Below are 20,714 nucleotides of genomic sequence, written 5' to 3' on the forward strand. Positions count from 1 at the left end.
CGGGGGTGTCGGTGGCCGCCGGCCTGGGCGGGCCCTGGCCTTCGCGGGCCTGGCGGGCGGTCTGGTCTGTGGGTGGCGCCCGCGCTGGCCCGTTGCCTTGCGGGCACGGGCGCCTGCGTCGGCCTGTTGCCCTGCGGGCGGGGGTGTCGGTGGCCCTGGTCTGGGCGGGCCTCGTCGAGGGCCTCGGCCTTCGCGGGGCGGGGGTGACGGGCGGTCTGGTCTTTGGGCGGCTCCGCGCGAGGCGCCCGCCCGGCCCGTTGCCCTGCGGGCGGGGTGGCGGTGGCCCTGGTCTGGGCGGGCCCTGGCCTTCGCGGGCCTGGCGGGCGGTTTGGTCTGTGGGTGGCGCCCGCGCGAGGCGCCCGCCCGGCCCGTTGTCCTGCGGGCGGGGGTGTCGGTGGGCCTGGCCCTGGTGGGGCCCCGGCAGACCCGGCGGGCCGGACGCCTACGCAGGCCCGTGGCCCTGCGGGTCCGGCCGGGGCCCCCGATCCGGGTGAGCCCCTACCTTGCCGCCGCCGCCAGCCGGGCCCGGACGCGGGCCGCCTCGTACGGGACGCGCAGGTCCCGCCAGAGCGCGAGGGCCCGACGGAGCGCGGCCGGGTCGTGGGTCAGGGTGCCGCGGGCGGTCGTGGCCAGGGCGGTGAGCAGCGCGGCGTCCGGGGCGGCGAGTGCCTCCAGGTCCCGTACGGCCTGCCGCGCCGTCTCGGGATCGCCGAGCGCCAGGGCGGTCTCGGCGAGCGCGGCCAGCAGCCGGGCCCGGCCGAGCCGGTCGTGCGCGGGGTCCGGCAGGCAGTCCAGCGCGATGCGCAGTCCGGCGAGCGCCGCGTCACCGCGCCCCTGCCGGAGCCGGAGCAGCCCGAGCCCTGGCTGCGGCACCCGGCCGAGCCCGTAGGCCCGGGCGAAGGAACGCTCCGCCTCTGCCGTGCGCCCCTGCCTCCGCTGGATCTCGCCGAGGAGGTACGAGGCCTCCGCCACCGCACCGCGCGCGTCCGGGCCGGCCTCCTGCACCACGAGTCGTACCGATTCCTCGGCCCGCGGCCAGGCGCCGCGCAGTTCCAGCACGGCGACGTGGTGGACCCGGCACAGCGGCCGGAAGGGGTGCGGGCCGGGCGGCTGGCCGGCGCACCAGGCCATGGCGTCGTCCGCCCAGGTGCTCGCGCGCCGCAGATCGCCGGCGCGCAGCGCCTGCCCGGCGAGGAGGGAGTGCAGCCGCCCGGTGACGGCGGCGCTCAGCTCGCCCCGGGCCGCGGCGGCCCGGGCCGCGTCGAGCAGCGCGAACGCCTCGGCCCGCCGGTCGTGGGCCAGCAGCAGGGACGCCTCGGCCTGCCGGGCCAGCGCGAGCAGGTCGGCGCTGCCCGAACGGGCCGCGAGCCGGGCCGTCCGGCGGACGGCGGCGAGCGCGGCGGCCGGGTCGTGGTGTTCCTCGGCCCGCGCGGTGTCGGTCCAGGCGAGCAGGCCCTGCTCGGGGCAGTCGGGCCGTCCGTCGAGGTCGTGGTGGGCCCGGCGCAGCCAGCCCGCGGCGGCGGCCGGACGCCCCAGCCGGTGGTACGCGTCGGACAGCCACCACGCGGTCAGCCCCGCGCCCCGCCCGTCGCCCGCCGCGACGTACCCGGCGTGGGCCCGCAGTCGTGCGGCGACGGCCTCGTCAAGCCGCCCGGACCACCAGGCGGCATCGGCCAGCGCGACGAGCCCGTCGGGCCCGAGCGGCCGCCCACCGGGCCGCCGGTCGGCGGCGTGCAGCAGCGCGTAGGCCGCGGGCCAGTCCGTGGCGGGCAAGCCCGTGGCGGTGGCGGCAGCGTGTGCGTGCGCGGCGACGGCCATGGGAACGACTCCTTCCCGGCCCCATCAAGGATAGGACCGGGAAGGGAGGGCGGCCGGTTCGGCCGGGAGGCGGAGCGCCACGGCTTGATCAGCAGGCGCGGCGGGGCGCCTGGGGCAACCCGGCCAGGCCGGGGCGACCGGCTGAGCGGTCACGGTGCCCCGGCAGGTGGGAACCCCCGGGCAGGCAGGCGGCCCCCCGGGCAGGCAGGGCCCCCGCCTGGCAGGCAGGGCCCCCGCGTGGCCGGACCCCCCGGCCGGCAGGCCCTTCAGCCGAGGTCGACGCCGCTCGCGCGGAGCATCTCCTCGCGCTCGACGATCTTCACGCGCTCGCGGCCCTGCGCCTCGCCGAGCGCCTTCTCGGCGGCGTCGAGCCGGTACCAGCCCTCCCACGTCGTGTACGTGACGCCCTTGCCCTCCAGGAAGGACACGACGGCCTCCTCCTCCGGGGACTCCGGCGTGAGCAGCCGGCCGTTGGCGTGGTCGTCGAGCAGGTTGGCCACGGTCTCGTTGGCGTCACCCTTGGTGTGGCCGATGAGGCCGACCGGGCCGCGGCGGATCCAGCCGGTGACGTAGGTGGAGGCCATGTGCGCGCCGCCCTCCTCGATGACCCGGCCGCCCTCGTCCGGCACGGTGCCGGTGACGGTGTCCCAGGGGAGCTTGGGCAGCTCGTCGGAGAGGTAGCCGACGGCGCGGTAGACGGCCTGGACGTCCCAGTCGGTGGTCTGGCCGGTGCCCTTGACGTTGCCGGTGCCGTCCAGCTCGGTGCGCTCGGTGCGCAGGCCGACGACCTTGCCGTCCTCGCCGAGGATCTCGACGGGGGACTCGAAGAAGTGCAGGAAGAGCTTGTGCGGGCGGTCGCCGACGTCGCGGATCGCCCAGTTCTCCAGGGTCTTGGCGACCATGTCGGTCTGCTTGTTCTTGCGCCGCTCGGCGATCGAGCCCTCGTCGTAGTCGATGTCCTCGGGGTTGACGATGACCTCGATGTTGGGGGAGTGGTCCAGCTCGCGCAGCTCCATGGGGCTGAACTTGGCCTGGGCCGGGCCGCGACGGCCGAACACGTGGATCTCCACGGCCTTGTTGGCCTTGAGGCCCTCGTAGACGTTGGCCGGGATCTCGGTCGGCAGCAGCTCGTCGGCGGTCTTGGCGAGGATCCGGGCGATGTCGAGGGCGACGTTGCCGACGCCGAGGACGGCGACCTTCTCGGCCGACAGGTCCCAGGTGCGCGGGACGTCCGGGTGCCCGTCGTACCAGGAGGCGAAGTCGGCGGCGCCGAGCGAGCCGTCGAGCTCGACACCGGGGATGCGCAGCTCGCGGTCGAACATGGCGCCGGTGGAGAAGACCACGGCGTCGTAGAAGGACCGCAGGTCGTCGAGGTGGATGTCGGTGCCGTAGTTCACGTTGCCGAAGAGGCGGACCTGCGGCTTGTCGAGCACCTGGTGCAGGGCGGTGACGATGCCCTTGATGCGCGGGTGGTCGGGGGCGACGCCGTAGCGGATGAGGCCGAAGGGGGCGGGCATCCGCTCGAAGAGGTCGATGGACACACCCGGCTCGGCGGCGGCCTCGGACTTCAGCAGCGCATCAGCGGCGTAGATCCCGGCGGGGCCGGCGCCGACGATCGCGACCCGGAGGGGGCGGGGCATGACTGGATTCCCTTCGCAAGCGACGTGTCGGCGAGGGGTCGCCGCACTTAGGCCACCCTAAATAACGCCGTGCGCCGCTCGGTACCTGGGCCCGGTCTATGACCTCATAAGGTGGACTTATGCCTTCCATAGGCGAGCCTTGGCCCTCGGGTCCCGCCTTCGTCATCCGCCGAAGGCGGGCAGGGCCAGCAGGAACGTCCCGTAGAGCATGAGCCCGGCCACGCCGAGGACGACCAGCGCCACGACCACCGTGAGCACCAGGTCGTTCGTCCCCTTGAGGACGACCGCCCTTCTCGGGTCCCGCGGATGGTAGGCGATCTGGACGGGCCTGCCCTTGTTGTCGCCGAGGATGTGCCGGGTCACCCCGTCGGTGGCCGTGAAGGCGTTGGTGGTCTCGCCGTCCCGGAAGACCTGGTGTCCCTCCACGGTGATGCCGTAGCGGGGCAGGTACCAGTCCTTCCAGGCCATCGCCAGCCACCGCAGGCCGCAGGACGTGACCCAGGCGGCGGCCGTGCCCAGCAGCAGGGTCGCGATGCCCCGGCTCCCGTTCCGGTCGAGGACCCCGACGGCGACGGCGAGCGCGCCGGCCACGGCGTAGGCCGCGTACATGGGCCAGGTGCCGTGCCGTGCGAGCCCGATCTCCACGTCGCTCCCGTCCCCGCCGCCCTCCCCGTCCTCCGCGTCGAAGACCAGGCTCCGGGTGACCACGAGCGTGGCGCCGTCGACCGTCTCCTCGCCGGGGGCGCGCTCGGGCAGGGCGGCGTTCACCGCCTCGGCGAAGAAGGAGGCGGCGGCCGCGCTCACGTCCTCGATCCGGTGCACGGTGGGCTCGGTGCCGGCCGGGGCGGTCAGCTCGACGGCGACCTCCCGCCGCTCGGCCCGGACGCGCGCGATGGCGGCGAACGGAATGCGCAGCTCGGCGTCCCGCCGGCGCAGGACCAGCTCCTCGCCGGAGGAGCGCAGCTCGGTGCCCCGGTCCCCCTGGAGGACGGGAATGGGCGAAGAGATCGGCATGAGCGCGATCGTAGGCCGCGAACTCCGTGCCGGTGAAGGGGATATGGGGGTTCCGGGGCTGACCTGTGATGTCGTACGGTCCCTCCGTGACCTTGGTGATGGCAGTCCTCGTCGGTTTCGTCCTGGTGCCCGGGGCCTTCCTCGTCTTCGGCCTGATGCTGATCTCCGGCGAGAGGCACGAGCGCAAGCGGATGACGCGCCTGTGCGAGTCCGGCGTCGTGGTCCAGGCCCGCCTGATCAGCCTGGTCCCCTTCGGCACCCGTGGCTACGCGAGCGCCACCTACGAGTTCGACACCCCCCACGGCACCGTCCGCCACAACAAGGGCGCCACCCGCGGCCCGGCCCACGCGGTCGGCCGCGAGTACCCGATGGTCTACGACCCCGACAACCCGAAGAGCGTCCACCTCGGCGACATGGCCGCGGCCCACAAGGAACGCCGACGCCGCGAGGGTTACGTCCGCGACGCCCAGCGCATGGTGCTGCTGTCCCTGGCGGCGGCGACACTGGCGACGGTGGGACTGATCGTCAGCCCTTCCTGAGCCCACCCGGGGGCACCGGCCGCTAGGTTGGCCGCATGAGCGGGTTTCTCGAGGAGCTGCGGAGCTCGTACGACACCGTCGCCGACGTCTACGCCGGGACCGTGCCGGCGCCCGAGCGGCTCGACGCGCTGTCGCGGGCCGTGCTCGACGCGTTCGCCGAGGAGACGGCGGGGGCCGGGGTCGTCGCGGACGTCGGGTGCGGGCCCGGGAAGGTGGCCGGGTATCTGGCGGCGCGCGGGGTGCGGGTGGTCGGGGTGGACCTGTCGGCCCGGATGGTGGAGATCGCGCGGCGGACGCAGCCGCACCTGCCCTTCGCCGTCGGGTCGATGACCGCGCTCGGGCTGCGCGACGGCGCGCTCGCGGGCGTCCTCGCGTACTACTCCACCCACCACACGCCCCCCGAGCACCTCCCCTCCGTCTACCGCGAGTTCCACCGCGTCCTCGCCCCCGGCGGCCGGCTCATGCTCGCCGGCTGGGTCGGCGCCCCGGGCGGCGAGGGCGAGCGGCGACGGCACACCGAGGCGTACGGCGGGCTCCCCGTCTCGTACGAGTCCCACTACCTCCCGCCCGAGCGGATCACCCGGCTCCTGCGAGCCGCCGGCCTCCGGGTCACCGCCACGCTCGTACAGGAGCCGGTCGAGGGCGCCACGCGCTTCTACGGGACCTTCCTCGCCGTCAGGCCGAGGTCGTAGGGACCGCCCCCGCCGCCGCCTCGGCCCGGGCCAGCCGCCACACCCGGAACTCCTCGCCCTCCTCGCGCACCCGCTCCACCTCCGTGAACCCGAGCCGCTCCGGAATCCGCGCGCTCGCCTCGTTCTCCGGCAGGTGCACCACCAGGAGCTGCCGCACCCCCGGCATCCGGAAGCCCTCCGCCACCACCGCCCGCACCGCGCGCGTGGCGAGCCCGCGGCCCGTGGCGGCCGGATGCAGCCAGTACCCGATCTCGTACGTATCCGGGGGCGTGTCCTCCCGCACGTGCAGCCCGCACGCCCCGACGATCGCCCCCTCGCACACCACCGCGTACGTGAAGCCCGTCCCCGCCTCCCACTGCGCGTCCCGCCGCGACAGGAACCCGGCCGTCCACTCCGGACTGTGGTTGTCGACCCAGTCCAGCCACGGCCGCAGGTGATCGACCGACTCGTCGATCACCCGGTGCAGTTCGGGCAGATCGGCCGGATGCACGAAGCGGCGCAACGTCAGCCGCTCGTCCACCACGACCGCGTCCCGCGGGCGCGTGCAGGCCGTCGTCATCCCTTGAGCCCGGCGACGAACACGGCCCAGGCGGCGGCCGGCACGACGAGGGCGGGGCCGGTGGGGTTCTTGCTGTCACGGACGGGGACGACGCCGGGGACGTTGTCGAGGACTTCGAGGCAGTCGCCGCCCTGACTGTTGCTGTACGAGCTCTTCCGCCAGCCGGTGGCGTGGACGAAGTCGTACGAGACCTCGACGCAGTCGCCGCCCTCGCCGTTGCTGTAGGAGCTCTTGAACCAGCCGGCGTTGTTCAGGTCGTACTCGCGCATCGTCTGAAGTCCTCCGCCGCCGACTCGATCAGTGCGAGGGACGCCTTCGGCGACAGTGCGGCGACCCTGAGCAGATCGTAGGCGCGCTGCGCCGCCTTCACCACTGCCGGATCGTCCAGGAGCGTTCCCGAAAACTCCGTCTCCGTATAGGCCGTTGGCGGCTGGTCCTCGAACTCCATCAGCTTGAGCGTGCCGGTCATCCACGCGTGCGCGCCGGCCTCTCGCGGCACGACGGCGACCACTGCTCGTCGGTTCCGGACCAGTGTTGCGATGTGCTCCAGTTGCTCGGCCATGGTCGTGGACCCGCCCATGGGGGTGCGTACGACGTTCTCGTGCAGGATGGCCCAATACTCTGGTCCTGTAGCGTCCCTGAGGATCTCCTGCCGTTTGAGTCGCGAGCTGACCTTCTCCTCGATGTAGTCGTCCGAGGCAACGGGATTGCCCCCCAGGGTCACCGCCCGCGCGTACTCCGCCGTCTGCAACAACCCCGGTACCACCGTCGGCGCGAACTCGCACAGCTTCGTCGCCACCGCTTCCAGCTCCGCCACCTCGTGGAAATACGAGGCATAGGGCGACGCGTTGATGAGGTCGCGGCAGGTGCGTTCGAAAATACCGGTGGTTTGTAGCGCCTGGTCGATTCTCTGTGCCACGTCCAGCTGTGGCTTTCGTACGCCCTGCTCGAACAGGCCGATGTACGCGCCCGAGACGAACACCTGTCTGCCCAGCTCGTTCTGGGACAGCCCCGCAGCCTCCCGGCGTTCCTTCAGGAGTTCCCCGAAGAAGACCCACACTTCGTCCCGCTTGGCCTTGGCCATGGATTAACTCCCCAACGCGACACCGCTGTTGTTGCCCCCGCGCGTCTGCCGATTCTACGGAGGCGCCGCCACGCTGGATGCGGAAAGCGGGAATTGGATTCGGAAAGGATCGCGTTGGTGAAAGAAGACAGCATGTGGCCGACGGAAACGGAAGCGGCGCGGGAGGCGGTGAGGGAATTGCGGGACGCGTTGGGGCGGGTCGGAATCACCCTGCCCTCGCTCGGGCTCGACGCCGTCACCCTCGCCGCCGAGCCTCCTCGGCCGCTCGTGGAGCTGGGGCGCTGCACGGCCGCGACGGCGCGGCTGCTCGCTGCGGCGCTCGTGAACGAAGGGGGACGCGGATGAAACCGCCCATCGGCGCGTACGTCGTCGAGATCCGGACCGGCAGGGTCGGCACCGTGATGGGGCACGTGGGGCCCTACCTCCAGCTGCGGCCGATCGGCGGCGGGCGCGAGTGGGACTGCGAGCCGGACGGGGTGCGGGTCGCCACGCCTGGGGAGCGGCTGCGCGCCTCCACGGCGCACGCGAACGCGAGGAGTCGCGGGGAGGTGCCCTGAGGGGCGGGCGAGGGGTCCGTGGGGAGCGCCGCTCCCCACGGACCCCGGGTGTCAGAACTGCTGCACGAAGTACGGCTCGACGGTCAGCGTCCCGTTGCCGCGGGCGCCCTGGAGGGTGCCGGTGCTCTGCCGGGCGAGGGTGTACCAGGAGTCGACGTAGTCGGGGTCGTCGGTCCACCAGTCGTCGGGCATGGCGTCCAGGATCGCGTTGACGAGCGGGACGTAGGCGCCCTGGTCGGTGATGGTGAGGAGTGCCGTGGCGATGGCCTTGGCGAGCTCGCGGTAGTTGGTGCTGCCGTCCTCCTCCATCATCACGGCGTCGGCCAGGTCGTACTTGTAGTTCGACCAGTTGACCAGGATCTGGTTCGGGCGGTAGGTGGTGCCGTCGCTGTCGAGGTACGGCATGTCGACCGGGTCGACGCGGACCTTGCCGTCCTGCCCGAAGCCGCTCACCAGGGTGTAGATCTCGGCGTCGCCCTTGACCCAGGGTTCCTGGTCGTCGTTCAGGCGGACCGAGGTGATCTTCGTGGTCCAGAAGCCGGCGGTGGCGGAGAGGGCGTTCGCGGACGTGGCGGACGTGGCGGACGCGGTGGGCGCGGCGGAGGCGAGGCCGGCCTTGGCCAGCTCCTTCCGTACGACGTCCAGGCCGGCGGCCAGCGCCTTCGTGGTGTCGATGTCGACGACGTACACCGGCTGTGCGGGCGCCACGCGGGCGTCCAGTTCGTGCGCGCGGCCCTGGCTGTCGTAGGCGGTGACCGTGCGGGCGGAGTCGTCCGAGCCGGCCGCCGCGACCCACGGGGTGACGCCGGCGGAGAGCGCGGCGCGCATCGAGGGCGCACCGAGGCGCAGCCGGAGCAGCGAGCCGGTGCCGGTGCCGGTGGCGGCGGGCAGGCCCTTGGCCTCGGCGATGTCCCGGTCGGCGGCGGCGAGCCGGGTCTTCAGCGCGCCCGTCGCCCGCTCGGTGACGGGCACCCCGGTCGCGCCGGGCGCCTTCAGGGTGGCCGCGCGCAGGCTCGTGCGCCAGGAGGCGTCCTTGAGGGAGCGCGCGAGGTCGCGGGCGGCCCGGTCCTGGGCGGAGTCGACGGTGGCCCTCGCCGTCGCCCCCACGGGAGCCGGGGCCGGAGCTGGAGCCGGGGCCGGGGCCGGGGTCGCGGAGGCGCTGGGGGCCGCGCCGAGGGCGGCCGCGGCGGTCAGGGCGGCGAGGGTGGCCGCGGTGGCGGTGAGGGGGCCGCGTCGTCGGGTGGGACGAGGTCTCACGGTGATCGCTCCTCCAGGGGGAGTGGTCGGTGGTGCGACGGCGATCGATCTATGCGGGTAGACGGTGTCCTCGGGCATGATGACGAGGGCATGTCATACCCCGCAAGGGCGCCTTCCGGGCCCGCGCCGGGATGTCCGAGCGGTACGGGACAATGGCGCCATGAGTCTGTTCCGCGACGACGGCATCGTGCTGCGCACCCAGAAGCTGGGTGAAGCGGACCGCATCATCACGATCCTCACGCGCGGGCACGGGCGCGTGCGCGCCGTCGCGCGCGGGGTGCGGCGGACGAAGTCGAAGTTCGGGGCCCGGCTCGAACCGTTCTCGCACGTGGACGTGCAGTTCTTCGCCCGCGGGAGTGAGCTGGTCGGCCGCGGGCTGCCGCTGTGCACGCAGAGCGAGACCATCGCCGCGTACGGCGGGGCGATCGTCACCGACTACGCCCGCTACACCGCCGGCACCGCGATGCTGGAGACGGCGGAGCGCTTCACCGACCACGAGGGCGAGCCGGCCGTGCAGCAGTACCTGCTGCTCGTCGGCGGGCTGCGCACCCTCGCGCGCGGGGAGCATGCCCCGCACCTCATCCTCGACGCCTTCCTGCTGCGCTCGCTCGCCGTGAACGGCTACGCGCCCAGCTTCGAGGACTGTGCGAAATGCGGACTTCCCGGGCCGAACCGCTTCTTTTCGGTCGCCGCGGGCGGAGTGATCTGCGCGGACTGCCGGGTGCCCGGAAGCGTCGTACCCTCTGCGGAGGCCGTTGGCCTGCTCAGCGCGCTGCTGACCGGCGACTGGGAGACGGCGGACGCGGCCGAGCCGCGTCACGTCAGGGAGGGCAGCGGACTCGTGTCCGCCTATCTGCACTGGCACCTGGAGCGCGGACTGCGCTCGCTGCGGTACGTAGAGAAGAGCTAGGAGAGACCACGCCATGGCCATCGCACGACTCCTCGGGCGCCAGCGTCGGGAGTACAGGACCCCGGAGCCGCACCCGTCCGGTGCCCGCCCGCCGAAGCTGCAGCCGGAGCTCGTGCCCGAGCACGTCGCGATCGTCATGGACGGCAACGGCCGCTGGGCCAAGGAGCGCGGGCTCCCGCGCACCGAGGGGCACAAGGTCGGCGCCGAGCAGGTGCTCGACGTCCTCCAGGGCGCCCTGGAGATGGGCGTCGGGGCGATCTCGCTCTACGCCTTCTCCACGGAGAACTGGAAGCGCTCACCCGAGGAGGTGCGCTTCCTGATGAACTTCAACCGCGACTTCATCCGCAAGACCCGCGACCAGCTCGACGAGCTCGGCATCCGGGTGCGCTGGGTGGGCCGCATGCCGAAGCTGTGGAAGTCGGTCGCCAAGGAGCTCCAGGTCGCCCAGGAGCAGACCAAGGACAACACCAAGCTGACGCTGTACTTCTGCATGAACTACGGCGGCCGGGCCGAACTCACGGACGCGGCGCAGGCGCTGGCCGAGGACGTGAAGGCCGGCAAGCTGGACCCGGCGAAGATCACCGAGAAGACCATCCAGAAGTACCTCTACTACCCGGACATGCCGGACGTCGACCTCTTCCTGCGCCCCAGCGGCGAGCAGCGCACCTCCAACTACCTGATCTGGCAGAGCGCGTACGCGGAGATGGTCTTCCAGGACGTCCTGTGGCCCGACTTCGACCGCCGCGACCTGTGGCGGGCCTGCGTCGAGTACGCCCAGCGCGACCGCCGCTTCGGCGGGGTGGACCCGGCGGACCTCGCGGTGCTCGACAAGGCGTGAGCCGATCCGGTGACGGCGGAGGCCGTCGAGCTCGTCTACACGCCGACGCGCGCCGAGGTGGCCGACGCGTGCCGCGTGGAGCTGAGGCTCGGCGCCAGCCGGCGGATGCGGTGGGTGCTGCCGCTCGGCGCGACGCTGGCCTTCCTCGTCGTTGCCGCGGACCGTCTCGTCGGGCACCGAGAGCTGGCTCCGGTGCACGCGGCCCTGCTGACCGGACTCGGGCTCGTCGCCGGTCTGCTGTGGCCGCTCACCCCCTGGTGGCAGGCGCTGTGGGTGTACCCGAAGGTCGCCCGGGCGGGGGCGGGTACTGGGCCCGGGTGAGCGACGGTGGGCTCGTCCTGACCACCCGCCGCGGCGAGACGTCCGGCGAGCCGCCGGAGACCTCGCCGGACGCCAACGCGTACGTCGAGACGTCGCGGAACTTCGTCCTGCTCTCGCTTGACGGGGCCGCCGGCCTGATCGCCCTGCCCAAGCGCGGCCTCGCCGACCCCGCCGACGTCGACCGGCTCCGTGCGCTCCTGGACCGGAACATCACCCGTCTCTGACGCGTCGCGCACACGCGAGGGCCCGCACCGGACATGTCCGGTGCGGGCCCACTCGTATGTCAGGTCGCCCGTCGGGTCACCTGTCAGGTCGGCCGCCGGGTCACTTCGACGCGCACTCCGCGCACGTGCCGAAGATCTCCACCGTGTGCGCCACGTTCACGAAGCCGTGCTCGGCCGCGATCGTCTCGGCCCACTGCTCCACGGCCGGGCCCTCGACCTCCACGGCCTTGCCGCAGACGCGGCAGACCAGGTGGTGATGGTGGTCGCCGGTCGAGCAGCGGCGGTAGACGGTCTCGCCGTCGCTGGTGCGCAGGGCGTCGACCTCTCCCGCGTCCGCGAGGGACTGGAGCGTGCGGTAGACGGTGGTGAGGCCGACGGAGTCGCCGCGGTGCTTGAGCATGTCGTGCAGCTCCTGGGCGCTGCGGAACTCGTCCACCTCGTTCAGGGCCGCCGAGACGGCGGCCCGCTGCTTGGTCGAGCGGCCTTTTACGGGGGGTCCTGCCGTCGCCACGGGGGCCTCCTTGAATGCTTGTCTGCCCCCGCCATTCTGCCAGCCCCCCGTGCCCCTTCCGTGAGACCCGGCTCAGACCTTCACGTCGTCCGAGGGGCGCCGGGTGGCCGGGACGCAGCGCGCGTCGCAGTCCGCGATGGCCTGTTCGGCGGCCTTCGCCCGGCGCCGGGCGAGCGGGGCGGCGAGCAGGGCCAGGGCGACGAAGAGGCCGATCGCGAGCAGGACGATGGTCGCGCCGGGGGGCACGTCCTGGTAGTACGAGGTGATCGTGCCGGAAAGGGTGACGCCGGTGCCGATGAGCACGGCGAGCGCGAACGTGGTCCTGAACGAACGGGACAGCTGCTGGGCCGCCGCGACCGGGATCACCATGAGCGCGCTGACCAGGAGCAGGCCGACCACGCGCATGGCGACCGTGACCGTGACGGCGGCGGTGACGGCGATCAGCAGGTTCAGGGCGCGCACCGGCAGTCCGGTGACGCGGGCGAACTCCTCGTCCTGGCTCACCGCGAAGAGCTGCCGGCGCAGGCCGACCGTCACGAGCAGCACGAACCCGGCCAGGATGCTGATCGTGGTGACGTCCTCGGTGGAGACCGTGGACAGGGAGCCGAAGAGGAACGAGCTGAGGTTGGCGTTGGAGCCGGTCGGCGAGAGGTTGATCAGCAGGACGCCGCCCGCCATGCCGCCGTAGAAGAGCAGCGCGAGGGCGAGGTCGCCGCGGGTCTTGCCGTACGCCCGGATCAGCTCCATGGCGACGGCACCGGCGACGGCCACCAGGGTGGCCATCCAGACCGGGTTGGCCGACATGAGGAAGCCGAGGCCGACGCCGGTCATGGCGACGTGGCCGATGCCGTCGCCCATGAGTGCCTGGCGGCGCTGGACGAGGTAGACGCCGACGGCGGGGGCGGTGAGGCCGACGAGGACGGCGGCGAGCAGCGCGCGCTGCATGAAGGCGAGATCGAGGAAGTCCATGGTCTGTTTCAGCGCCTCAGGTCAGCAGGCCGGTACGGAGCGACTCGTCGGCCGCGTGCGGATGGACGTGGTCGTGGCCGGGCAGCGCGTGCTGGCCGACGGCCTTCGGCGGCGGGCCGTCGTGGACGACGCAACCGTCGCGCAGGACGACCGCGCGGTCGATCAGCGGCTCCAGGGGGCCCAGCTCGTGCAGGACGAGGAGGACGGAGGTGCCGCCGGCGACCTGCTCGCGCAGGGTCGCGGCGAGGACCTCCTGGCTCGCGAGGTCCACGCCGGCCATCGGCTCGTCCATGATCAGCAGCTCGGGCTCGGAGGCCAGCGCGCGGGCGATGAGGACCCGCTGGTGCTGGCCGCCGGAGAGTGCGGAGACGGAGTCGGCGGCGCGGTCGGCGAGGCCCACGAGGTCGATGGCCCGCTCGATGGCGGACCGGTCGGCCTTCGTCAGCCAGCCGAACTTCCGGCGGGAGAGCCGGCCCGAGGAGACGACCTCGCGGACGGTGGCGGGGACGCCGCCGGCGGCGGTGGTGCGCTGCGGCACGTAGCCGATGCGGGCCCAGTCGCGGAACCGCTTCCGGTCGGTGCCGAAGAGCTCGATGCTGCCGCCGGTCAGCGGCACCTGCCCGATGACGGAGCGGACGGCGGTGGACTTGCCGGAGCCGTTGGCGCCGAGCAGGGCGACGACCTCGCCGCGGCGGACGGTGAGGTCGACGCCCCGGAGGACGGGGCGGGCACCGAGGGCCGCCGTGGCTCCGCGGACGGAAAGGACGGGCTCGTCGTGGTTCACGGGTGCCTCCTGTGCCTGGTGTGCCTCGTGTGCCTCCTGCTGTGCGGTGGTCACTTGGCGCCGAGGGCCTTCTGCAGCGCGGCGAGGTTGGACCGCATGACCTCGATGTAGTCCTTGCCCTTGGACGTGTCCGTGATGCCCTCCAGCGGGTCGAGGACGTCGGTCTTCAGGCCGGTGTCCTCGGCGAGGGTCTTGGCGGTCTTGTCGCTGGCGAGGGTCTCGAAGAAGACGGTGGTGACCTTGTCCTTCTTCGCGATGTCCTGGAGTTCCTTGATCCGGGCGGGGCTCGGCTCGGACTCGGGGTCCATGCCGGCGATGCCCTCCTGGTCCAGGTGGTAGCGCTCGGCGAGGTAGCCGAAGGCGGAGTGGGTGGTGATGAAGGTGCGGGTCGCGGTGTTCTTCAGGCCCGTCTCGAAGGAGGTGTTCAGCTCGCCGAGCTGCCGGGTGAGGGCCTCGGTGTTCTTCTTGTAGTCCGCGGCGTGGGCCGGGTCGGCCTTCTCCAGGGCGGCGCCGACGCCCTTGGCGACCTCGGCGTACTTCACGGGGTCGAGCCAGATGTGCGGGTCGGCACCGGCCTCGCCCTCGTGCGCCTCCTCGCCGCCGTGCTCGGCGTGGTCACCGCCGTGGTCGTGGCCGTCGCCGGCCGCGGTGCCGTGCTCCTCGAGCGTGGTGAGGGTGGCGGCGTCGACCTTGGCCGGGCCCTCGCTCTGGGCGATGGCCTCGTCGACGGCGGGCTGGATGCCCTTGAGGTAGAGGACCACGTCGGCCTCGCCGAGCTCGCCGATCTGCTTCGGCTTGAGCTCCAGGTCGTGGGGTTCGACGCCGGGCTTGGTGAGGGTGTTGACGGCGACGTGGTCGCCGCCTATCCGCTCGGCCAGGAACTGCATGGGGTAGAACGACGCGACCACGTCGAGCTTGCCGCCGCTGCCCTTGCCGCCCTGGTCGGCGGCGTCGGAGGTGCCGCCGCAGGCGGTGAGGGTGACGAGGCCCAGCGTGACGGCTCCGGCGAGGGCGGTGGCGGGTATCAGTCGACGTACGTTCATGACACTCATTTTCAACAAAAATGGAAACGGTTGTCAATTGCCAATGTCCGCGAGCGGCCCCCGGAGGGGCCCACGGGGACCGCCGCGGCCGGTGGCCCGGAACCGATTTGATACGGGGCCCCGGGGCGCCGGTAACCTGAGGCATTCGCACTTCGTCGTCGTAATGAAGAGAGCACCGTGGCCGCCGACAAGATCGACACCATCGTCAGCCTCAGCAAGCGCCGTGGCTTCGTTTTCCCCTGCAGTGAGATCTACGGCGGTCAGCGCGCCGCCTGGGACTACGGACACCTGGGCGTCGAGCTCAAGGAGAACATCAAGCGCCAGTGGTGGCGTTACATGGTCACCTCGCGCGAGGACGTCGTCGGCATCGACTCGTCGGTCATCCTGGCCACCGAGGTCTGGGAGGCCTCCGGCCACGTCGCGACCTTCACCGACCCGCTGACCGAGTGCACCTCCTGCCACAAGCGCTTCCGCGCCGACCACCTGGAGGAGGCGTACGAGGAGAAGCACGGCCGTCTCCCCGAGAACGGCCTCAGCGACCTCAACTGCCCCAACTGCGGCAACAAGGGCACCTTCACGGAGCCCAAGCAGTTCTCCGGCCTGCTCTCCACCCACCTCGGCCCGACCCAGGACACCGGCTCGGTCGCGTACCTGCGCCCCGAGACCGCGCAGGGCATCTTCACCAACTTCGCCCAGGTGCAGACGACCTCGCGCAAGAAGCCCCCGTTCGGCATCGCGCAGCAGGGCAAGTCCTTCCGGAACGAGATCACTCCGGGCAACTTCATCTTCCGCACCCGCGAGTTCGAGCAGATGGAGATGGAGTTCTTCGTCAAGCCGGGCGAGGACGAGCAGTGGCACGAGTACTGGATGGAGCAGCGCTGGAACTGGTACACGGGCCTGGGTCTCCGTGAGGAGAACATGCGCTGGTACGAGCACCCGAAGGAGAAGCTCTCCCACTACTCGAAGCGCACCGCCGACATCGAGTACCGCTTCCAGTTCGGCGGCAGCGAGTGGGGCGAGCTGGAGGGCGTCGCCAACCGCACCGACTACGACCTGAACGCCCACTCCCAGGCCTCCGGCGCCAACCTGACCTACCTGGACCAGGAGACCGGCGAGCGCTACACGCCGTACGTCATCGAGCCCGCCGCCGGTGTCGGCCGCACCATGCTCGCCTTCCTGCTCGACGCCTACACCGAGGACGAGGCGCCGAACGCCAAGGGCGTCATGGAGAAGCGCGTCGTGCTGCGCCTCGACCACCGCCTGGCCCCGGTCAAGGTCGCCGTCCTGCCGCTGTCCCGCAACCCGCAGCTCTCCCCGAAGGCCAAGGGCCTCGCGGCGGACCTGCGGCAGAACTGGAACATCGAGTTCGACGACGCCGGCGCCATCGGCCGCCGCTACCGCCGCCAGGACGAGATCGGCACGCCGTACTGCGTCACCGTCGACTTCGACACCCTCGAGGACAACGCGGTGACCGTGCGCGAGCGCGACACCATGAAGCAGGAGCGCGTCTCCCTGGACCAGATCCAGGGCTACCTGGCCAGCCGCCTGCTGGGCTGCTGACCTCCGAGACCGGCGAAAGCCCCCGGTTCCGTTCGCGGAACCGGGGGCTTTCCCGTGCCCGGGGGCTTTCCCGTACGGGCGGGGCTCAGGCCGTGAGGGCGCGGAGGACCAGGGAGAGGACGGCCGCGAAGGCGGCCTCGCTGTCCGGGGCGGTCCACTCGGCGGCGTGCGCCGGGTTGTGGAAGCGGTCGGTGGCGTGGAAGACCGCGCGGGCCGTGGTGGCCAGCTCCCGCTCGGGGGTGGTGAAGACGCCCTCGCGGCGCCCGTCGGCGAGGATGCCGGCGATCTGGTCGACCAGGTGCTGCTCGTGGCGGTCGACGACCGCGCTGTTCTCGCCGATCAGGACCTGGAAGGTGGCCATCAGCTCCGGGTCGCCGCCCGCCTTGGCGCGCTTGAGGGAGAAGAGCGCGGTGAGCCAGTCGGTGAGCCGCTGGTCGGCGGGCTTCGGGCCCTCGGTGTACGGCTCCAGGGCCGTGATCGTGCGGTGCAGCCAGCGCTCGGTGACCGCCTCGCGCAGCGCCGCCTTCGTGCGGAAGTGGCGGTAGACGCTCCCGTGGCTGACGCCGAGCGCGCGGGCCACGTCCACCACGGTCGCCTTCGCCGGGCCGTAGCGGCGCAGCACCTCCTCGGTGACTTCGAGGATGCGCTCGGCGGTCAGGGTCTCCGTGGTGGCCATGGAAGGACAGTACCTGTCGGTGCCGCGGCTCAGTGCTCGCTGTCCAGGTGGGCCATCTGGTTCTCCGGGTAGCGGGCGCCGGCCGCCGCGTCCGCCGGGACGGCCGCCTCGATCGCCGCCAGGTCGGCCGCGTCGAGCGTGACGTCCAGGGCGCCGAGGGCCTCGGCGAGCCGGTCGCGGCGGCGGGCGCCGACCAGCGGGACGACGTCCGCGCCGTGCCGGGGGCCCTGGGCGAGGACCCAGGCGATCGCGGTCTGGGCGACGGTGACGCCCTTGGCCTCGGCGACCGCGCGCAGCCGGTCGACCAGGTCGAGGTTGTGCGCGAGGTTCTCGCCCTGGAAGCGGGGGCTCATGCCGCGGAAGTCGCCGGGGCCGAGCGCGCGGTCCCGGGTGAAGTGGCCGCTGATCAGGCCGCGGGAGAGCACTCCGTACGCGGTGATGCCGATGCCCAGCTCGCGCGCGGTCGGCAGGATGTTCTCCTCGATGCCGCGCGAGATCAGCGAGTACTCGATCTGGAGGTCGGCGATCGGGGCGACGGCGGCGGCCCGGCGCAGGGTGTCCGCGCCGGCCTCGGAGAGGCCGATGTGCCGGACGTGGCCGGCCTCGACCAGCTCCGCGATGGCGCCGACGGTCTCCTCGATGGGGACGTCGGGGTCGACGCGGGCGATCCGGTAGATGTCGATGTGGTCGGTGCCGAGGCGCTGGAGCGAGTACGCGGCGAAGTTCTTCACCGCGGCCGGGCGCCCGTCGTAGCCGGTGAAGCCGCCCTCGACGGTGCGCAGGGCGCCGAACTTGACGCTGGTGAGCGCCCGCTCGCGGGCGGCGGCCGGGGCGGTCCGCAGCGCCTCGTTGATCAGCAGCTCGTTGTGGCCCATGCCGTAGAAGTCGCCGGTGTCCAGGAGCGTGACGCCCGCGTCGAGGGCCGCGTGGATGGTCGCGATCGACTCGGCCCGGTCGGCCTCGCCGTACAGGGCGGACATGCCCATGCAGCCGAGGCCGAGCGCGGAGACCGTGGGGCCGGTGGTGCCGAGGGACCGGGTGGGGAGGGAAGGCGTGGTCGTCGTCATGCATCAACCATGACATGAGCGATGACAGATTTCAATATCTGTCAGTCATTCGTGAGGGTGCGGGGCAGCCGCAGGCTCAGCAGCAGCGTCAGGACCACCACGCCCAGCTGCACCAGCAGCGTCGTGACCAGCGCCGATCCCATGTCGGCCGAACCGGCCAGGGACAGGAACAGCGAGCCGAGCGTGGCCACCCCGAGCGCCAGCGCCGACTGCTGGGTGGTCACCATCACCCCGCTGCCCACGCCCGCCTGCGCCGAGGGCACCTCGGAGAGCACCAGCCGGAACAGCACCGGCAGCTGGAGCCCCTGGCCCAGACCGGCGATCGCCATGCCCGGCAGCAGGTCCACCACCGACAGGCCCGCCCAGTCGCGCCACACCGTCCAGGCGATCAGCCCGATGCCGAGGCCCTGGGCCAGCGCGCCGACCGGGACGACCCGCGTCGCGCCCCAGCGCCGGATCAGCCGCGGACCGGCGAGCGAGGCCCCGAAGAAGGCGAGCGCCATCGGGACCAGCGCCAGGCCCGAGGCGATCGCGCCCATCGCCAGGCCCTGCTGGAGCGCGATGGCGACCACGAACATGAAGCCGCTGAAGCCCAGCGACAGCGGCAGCACCACCGCGAGGCCCCGGCGCAGGGAGACCAGCCGCAGCAGGCTCGGCGGCACCAGCGGGGTGCGGCCCGCGCGGTCGGCGCGCACCTCCACCCACCAGAACACCGCCGCCGCGAACGGGAACACGCCCAGCGCGACCCAGGTCCACAGCGGCCAGCCGGCCGCCCGGCCCTCGGTCAGCGGGGCCAGCAGGGTCAGCAGCGCGACGGCGAGCAGCAGGGTGCCGGGCAGGTCGACCGGCGCGGGCCGGTCCGAGCGGGTCTCCGGCACGCTGCGCGCGCCGAGCACCAGGCCGGCCACCGCGACCGGCACGTTGACCAGGAAGATCGACCGCCAGCCGCTGCCCGCGACATCGGCCGCGACCAGCACGCCGCCCAGGATCTGGCCGGCCACCATGGCGAGGCCGGCCGTCGCCCCATAGAGGCTGAGCGCGCGGGCGTGCCGGGCGCCCGACGTCGAGGAGTGAATGGTCGCGAGGACCTGCGGCAGCATCAGTGCCGCCGCGGCACCCTGTGCCACCCGGGCGCCGACCAGCGTCCAGGCGTCCGGTGCGAGGCCGCAGGCGAGCGAGGTGAGACCGAAGGCGGCCATGCCGCCGAGGAAGAGCCGGCGGCGGCCGAAGCGGTCGCCGAGCCGCCCGCCCAGCACGAGCAGCACGGCGTACGCCAGGCCGTAGCCGGCCACGACCAGCTCCAGGAGCGCCGGTCCGGCGGCCAGGTCGTGGTCGATGGTGGGCAGGGCGACGTTGACGATGAAGAAGTCGACGAGGGGGAGGGCCGCGCCGAGCAGCACGGTGAACAGGCCGAGCGCGCCGAGCACCGGCCGGGCGTGGTCGACGACCGGGACGGCGGTGGCGGCCGGGGCGCCGGTGGCGGCGGCCGGGGCGGACGAGGAGGTTTTCGTAGTCACGGCAACGAGCCTCGCGCCGCCCTTAGCCTGGTACCAGAGTGTCTTTATCCTGGTACAAGCACTACCTGGCACGGGGCTGAGCGCCCCGGCACCCTGGGAGCATGAGCGTCATGAGCCTCGACACGGCGAGCACGGCCGACCCGGCGACGGGCACCGCGACGGGCACGGGTACCGACGCGGGGCCGGGTGCCGCCACCGGTTCCGCTACGGGTCCGGGTCCGGGTACGGCGGGCGGCTCGGGCGGGCCCGACGTCCGGCGGCACGAGCTGGCCGCCTTCCTGCGCAGCCGGCGCGAGCGCATCAGCCCCGAGCAGGTCGGCCTGCCGCGCGGGCGCCGCCGCCGCACCCCGGGGCTGCGCCGCGAGGAGGTCGCCCAGCTCTCCGCCGTCGGCGTCACCTGGTACACCTGGCTGGAGCAGGCCCGGCCGATCCAGGTCTCCCCGCAGGTGCTCGACGCGCTCGCGGGCGCGCTGCTGCTCGACCCCACCGAGCGCACCCACCTCTTCTCCCTCGCCGGGCAGGCCGACCCGCACCCCGAGACGCCCTGCCCGACCGTCACCCCGGCGCTGCGGGCCCTGCTCGACCAGATGGAGCCGGTGCCGGCCGCCGTGCAGAACAGCCGCTACGACTTCCTCGCCTACAACCGCACCTTCGGGCGCCTCTTCTGCGACCTGGACGCGCGGCCCCGCGAGGACCGCAACAGCCTGTGGCTCGCCTTCACCGACGAGGACTTCCGGGCCGCCGTGACCGACCTGCCCGAGGTGCTGCTCCAGCTCGCGGGCAAGCTGCGCGCCGCGATGGCCGAGCACCTGGCCGAGCCCGCCTGGAAGGCGCTGGTCGACCGGCTCCAGGCGGCCTCGCCGGAGTTCCGCGCGATCTGGGCCCGGCACGACGTGGTCGACCAGTCCGGGCGCACCAAGCTCATCCGCAACGCCGAGGTCGGGCTGCTGCGGATGGAACACACCAACCTGTGGCTGGGCCCGACGGCCGGACCGCGCCTGGTGACGTACGTGCCGCTGGACTCGGCGACCCGGGCCGCCGTCGAGCGCCTCCAGGAGATCGTCCTGGCGGAGGAGTCCGCGCGGGCCGTGCCGACGGCTGTCTGAAGACTCGCCCGGTGCGGGACAATGGGCC

General features: G+C 72.9%; 24 protein-coding genes. 10 read left to right on the plus strand and 14 right to left on the minus strand.

Annotated features, from left to right (window positions below; translation table 11 throughout):
- Positions 1-498: 498 nt before the first annotated feature.
- The 3 genes from ACIGW2_RS29215 to ACIGW2_RS29225 form a co-directional block, all read right to left on the minus strand.
- Positions 499-1,818 carry a LuxR family transcriptional regulator gene (locus tag ACIGW2_RS29215; protein WP_399846977.1) on the minus strand — a complete coding sequence of 440 codons (1,320 nt, stop codon included), beginning with the start codon at positions 1,816-1,818 and terminating at the stop codon, positions 499-501.
- Positions 1,819-2,084: 266 nt separating this feature from the next.
- Positions 2,085-3,458 carry an FAD-dependent oxidoreductase gene (locus ACIGW2_RS29220; protein WP_361585384.1) on the minus strand — a complete coding sequence of 458 codons (1,374 nt, stop codon included), beginning with the start codon at positions 3,456-3,458 and terminating at the stop codon, positions 2,085-2,087.
- Between the two features lie 162 nt (positions 3,459-3,620).
- Positions 3,621-4,472, minus strand: a complete 852-nt coding sequence (locus ACIGW2_RS29225; RefSeq protein ID WP_391656422.1) for a hypothetical protein — start codon at positions 4,470-4,472, stop codon at positions 3,621-3,623.
- Positions 4,473-4,558: 86 nt separating this feature from the next.
- On the opposite strand from ACIGW2_RS29225, the gene ACIGW2_RS29230 reads away from it, so the two are divergent.
- Together ACIGW2_RS29230 and ACIGW2_RS29235 are read left to right on the plus strand one after the other, a co-directional pair.
- The gene (locus ACIGW2_RS29230; protein WP_391656421.1) at positions 4,559-5,011 is read left to right on the plus strand and encodes a DUF3592 domain-containing protein; all 453 of its coding nucleotides are present in this window, start codon (positions 4,559-4,561) and stop codon (positions 5,009-5,011) included.
- A 35-nt stretch (positions 5,012-5,046) separates the two neighbouring features.
- Positions 5,047-5,703 carry a methyltransferase domain-containing protein gene (locus tag ACIGW2_RS29235; protein ID WP_391656420.1) on the plus strand — a complete coding sequence of 219 codons (657 nt, stop codon included), beginning with the start codon at positions 5,047-5,049 and terminating at the stop codon, positions 5,701-5,703.
- Here ACIGW2_RS29235 and ACIGW2_RS29240 read toward each other — a convergent pair.
- From ACIGW2_RS29240 to ACIGW2_RS29250, 3 genes are read right to left on the minus strand one after another with little or no spacing between them, the layout of a single operon-like run.
- Complete coding sequence (locus ACIGW2_RS29240; protein ID WP_399846979.1) at positions 5,687-6,262, minus strand: GNAT family N-acetyltransferase; 576 nt, start codon at positions 6,260-6,262, stop codon at positions 5,687-5,689. The two genes, ACIGW2_RS29235 and ACIGW2_RS29240, sit on opposite strands and share 17 nt — an antisense overlap.
- Entirely contained in the window at positions 6,259-6,531 is a 273-nt protein-coding gene (locus ACIGW2_RS29245; protein ID WP_391656418.1) for a DUF397 domain-containing protein, read from the minus strand. Before ACIGW2_RS29245 ends, ACIGW2_RS29240 begins: the two co-directional genes overlap by 4 nt.
- A complete protein-coding gene (locus ACIGW2_RS29250; RefSeq protein ID WP_391656417.1) occupies positions 6,513-7,346 on the minus strand; it encodes a Scr1 family TA system antitoxin-like transcriptional regulator in 834 nt (277 codons plus the stop codon). The genes ACIGW2_RS29245 and ACIGW2_RS29250 overlap by 19 nt, the downstream gene beginning before the upstream one ends.
- Before the next feature lie 132 nt (positions 7,347-7,478).
- Between ACIGW2_RS29250 and ACIGW2_RS29255 the strand changes: the two genes are divergently transcribed.
- Together ACIGW2_RS29255 and ACIGW2_RS29260 are read left to right on the plus strand one after the other, a co-directional pair.
- A complete protein-coding gene (locus tag ACIGW2_RS29255; protein WP_391656478.1) occupies positions 7,479-7,691 on the plus strand; it encodes a hypothetical protein in 213 nt (70 codons plus the stop codon).
- Positions 7,688-7,903, plus strand: coding sequence for a hypothetical protein (locus tag ACIGW2_RS29260; protein ID WP_356076643.1), 216 nt, complete (start codon positions 7,688-7,690; stop codon positions 7,901-7,903). The genes ACIGW2_RS29255 and ACIGW2_RS29260 overlap by 4 nt, the downstream gene beginning before the upstream one ends.
- A 51-nt stretch (positions 7,904-7,954) precedes the next feature.
- Here the strand turns inward: ACIGW2_RS29260 and ACIGW2_RS29265 are convergent, their stop codons facing one another.
- A complete protein-coding gene (locus tag ACIGW2_RS29265) occupies positions 7,955-9,160 on the minus strand; it encodes a DUF3103 family protein (RefSeq protein WP_399846981.1) in 1,206 nt (401 codons plus the stop codon).
- Positions 9,161-9,320: 160 nt separating this feature from the next.
- Here ACIGW2_RS29265 and recO point away from each other — a divergent pair, with 160 nt between their 5' ends.
- From recO to ACIGW2_RS29285, 4 genes are read left to right on the plus strand one after another with little or no spacing between them, the layout of a single operon-like run.
- Positions 9,321-10,070, plus strand: a complete 750-nt coding sequence (recO, locus tag ACIGW2_RS29270) for a DNA repair protein RecO (protein ID WP_356076649.1) — start codon at positions 9,321-9,323, stop codon at positions 10,068-10,070.
- A gap of 13 nt (positions 10,071-10,083) precedes the next feature.
- Positions 10,084-10,908: an isoprenyl transferase gene (locus tag ACIGW2_RS29275; protein WP_391653712.1), complete on the plus strand. Its 825-nt coding sequence runs from the start codon at positions 10,084-10,086 to the stop codon at positions 10,906-10,908.
- 9 nt (positions 10,909-10,917) lie between these two features.
- Positions 10,918-11,229, plus strand: coding sequence for a hypothetical protein (locus ACIGW2_RS29280; protein WP_399846983.1), 312 nt, complete (start codon positions 10,918-10,920; stop codon positions 11,227-11,229).
- Positions 11,226-11,453 carry a hypothetical protein gene (locus ACIGW2_RS29285; protein WP_399846985.1) on the plus strand — a complete coding sequence of 76 codons (228 nt, stop codon included), beginning with the start codon at positions 11,226-11,228 and terminating at the stop codon, positions 11,451-11,453. Before ACIGW2_RS29280 ends, ACIGW2_RS29285 begins: the two co-directional genes overlap by 4 nt.
- 100 nt (positions 11,454-11,553) lie before the next feature.
- Here ACIGW2_RS29285 and ACIGW2_RS29290 read toward each other — a convergent pair whose 3' ends face one another.
- From ACIGW2_RS29290 to ACIGW2_RS29305, 4 genes are all read right to left on the minus strand, one after another.
- On the minus strand, positions 11,554-11,964 hold the full coding sequence (locus tag ACIGW2_RS29290) for a transcriptional repressor (protein WP_361585417.1): 411 nt from the start codon (positions 11,962-11,964) through the stop codon (positions 11,554-11,556).
- A 72-nt stretch (positions 11,965-12,036) separates the two neighbouring features.
- Positions 12,037-12,933, minus strand: a complete 897-nt coding sequence (locus ACIGW2_RS29295) for a metal ABC transporter permease (protein WP_391653710.1) — start codon at positions 12,931-12,933, stop codon at positions 12,037-12,039.
- A gap of 16 nt (positions 12,934-12,949) precedes the next feature.
- The gene (locus ACIGW2_RS29300) at positions 12,950-13,717 is read right to left on the minus strand and encodes a metal ABC transporter ATP-binding protein (RefSeq protein ID WP_399846988.1); all 768 of its coding nucleotides are present in this window, start codon (positions 13,715-13,717) and stop codon (positions 12,950-12,952) included.
- A 50-nt stretch (positions 13,718-13,767) separates the two neighbouring features.
- Entirely contained in the window at positions 13,768-14,760 is a 993-nt protein-coding gene (locus ACIGW2_RS29305; protein ID WP_399846990.1) for a metal ABC transporter substrate-binding protein, read from the minus strand.
- A gap of 177 nt (positions 14,761-14,937) precedes the next feature.
- Between ACIGW2_RS29305 and ACIGW2_RS29310 the strand changes: the two genes are divergently transcribed.
- Positions 14,938-16,320 (plus strand): glycine--tRNA ligase, encoded by a 1,383-nt coding sequence (locus ACIGW2_RS29310; protein WP_361585429.1) that lies wholly within the window; start codon positions 14,938-14,940, stop codon positions 16,318-16,320.
- An 85-nt stretch (positions 16,321-16,405) separates the two neighbouring features.
- Here the strand turns inward: ACIGW2_RS29310 and ACIGW2_RS29315 are convergent, their stop codons facing one another.
- The 3 genes from ACIGW2_RS29315 to ACIGW2_RS29325 are packed head-to-tail and all read right to left on the minus strand — an operon-like array spanning position 16,406 to position 19,580.
- Complete coding sequence (locus ACIGW2_RS29315; protein ID WP_399846991.1) at positions 16,406-16,996, minus strand: TetR family transcriptional regulator; 591 nt, start codon at positions 16,994-16,996, stop codon at positions 16,406-16,408.
- Between the two features lie 29 nt (positions 16,997-17,025).
- Entirely contained in the window at positions 17,026-18,063 is a 1,038-nt protein-coding gene (locus ACIGW2_RS29320; protein WP_391653706.1) for an aldo/keto reductase, read from the minus strand.
- Between the two features lie 41 nt (positions 18,064-18,104).
- Positions 18,105-19,580, minus strand: a complete 1,476-nt coding sequence (locus tag ACIGW2_RS29325; RefSeq protein WP_391653705.1) for an MFS transporter — start codon at positions 19,578-19,580, stop codon at positions 18,105-18,107.
- Positions 19,581-19,681: 101 nt separating this feature from the next.
- Between ACIGW2_RS29325 and ACIGW2_RS29330 the strand changes: the two genes are divergently transcribed.
- Positions 19,682-20,686, plus strand: a complete 1,005-nt coding sequence (locus tag ACIGW2_RS29330) for a helix-turn-helix domain-containing protein (RefSeq protein ID WP_399846992.1) — start codon at positions 19,682-19,684, stop codon at positions 20,684-20,686.
- The last annotated feature ends 28 nt before the right edge of the window (positions 20,687-20,714 follow it).

The sequence above is a fragment of the Streptomyces sp. NPDC053541 genome (assembly GCF_044544705.1).
Taxonomy (GTDB): domain Bacteria; phylum Actinomycetota; class Actinomycetes; order Streptomycetales; family Streptomycetaceae; genus Streptomyces.

What these genes read in the sequence shown, in the direction of transcription:
- ACIGW2_RS29250 (WP_391656417.1), bottom strand. Translation starts at nt 7,346, where the DNA reads ATGGCCAAGGCCAAGCGGGACGAAGTGTGGGTCTTCTTCGGGGAACTC.
- ACIGW2_RS29305 (WP_399846990.1), bottom strand. Translation starts at nt 14,760, where the DNA reads ATGAACGTACGTCGACTGATACCCGCCACCGCCCTCGCCGGAGCCGTC.
- ACIGW2_RS29330 (WP_399846992.1), top strand. Translation starts at nt 19,682, where the DNA reads ATGAGCGTCATGAGCCTCGACACGGCGAGCACGGCCGACCCGGCGACG.
- ACIGW2_RS29220 (WP_361585384.1), bottom strand. Translation starts at nt 3,458, where the DNA reads ATGCCCCGCCCCCTCCGGGTCGCGATCGTCGGCGCCGGCCCCGCCGGG.
- ACIGW2_RS29315 (WP_399846991.1), bottom strand. Translation starts at nt 16,996, where the DNA reads ATGGCCACCACGGAGACCCTGACCGCCGAGCGCATCCTCGAAGTCACC.
- ACIGW2_RS29240 (WP_399846979.1), bottom strand. Translation starts at nt 6,262, where the DNA reads ATGACGACGGCCTGCACGCGCCCGCGGGACGCGGTCGTGGTGGACGAG.
- ACIGW2_RS29295 (WP_391653710.1), bottom strand. Translation starts at nt 12,933, where the DNA reads ATGGACTTCCTCGATCTCGCCTTCATGCAGCGCGCGCTGCTCGCCGCC.
- ACIGW2_RS29245 (WP_391656418.1), bottom strand. Translation starts at nt 6,531, where the DNA reads ATGCGCGAGTACGACCTGAACAACGCCGGCTGGTTCAAGAGCTCCTAC.
- ACIGW2_RS29275 (WP_391653712.1), top strand. Translation starts at nt 10,084, where the DNA reads ATGGCCATCGCACGACTCCTCGGGCGCCAGCGTCGGGAGTACAGGACC.
- recO (WP_356076649.1), top strand. Translation starts at nt 9,321, where the DNA reads ATGAGTCTGTTCCGCGACGACGGCATCGTGCTGCGCACCCAGAAGCTG.
- ACIGW2_RS29235 (WP_391656420.1), top strand. Translation starts at nt 5,047, where the DNA reads ATGAGCGGGTTTCTCGAGGAGCTGCGGAGCTCGTACGACACCGTCGCC.
- ACIGW2_RS29260 (WP_356076643.1), top strand. Translation starts at nt 7,688, where the DNA reads ATGAAACCGCCCATCGGCGCGTACGTCGTCGAGATCCGGACCGGCAGG.
- ACIGW2_RS29215 (WP_399846977.1), bottom strand. Translation starts at nt 1,818, where the DNA reads ATGGCCGTCGCCGCGCACGCACACGCTGCCGCCACCGCCACGGGCTTG.
- ACIGW2_RS29255 (WP_391656478.1), top strand. Translation starts at nt 7,479, where the DNA reads ATGTGGCCGACGGAAACGGAAGCGGCGCGGGAGGCGGTGAGGGAATTG.
- ACIGW2_RS29225 (WP_391656422.1), bottom strand. Translation starts at nt 4,472, where the DNA reads ATGCCGATCTCTTCGCCCATTCCCGTCCTCCAGGGGGACCGGGGCACC.
- ACIGW2_RS29320 (WP_391653706.1), bottom strand. Translation starts at nt 18,063, where the DNA reads ATGACGACGACCACGCCTTCCCTCCCCACCCGGTCCCTCGGCACCACC.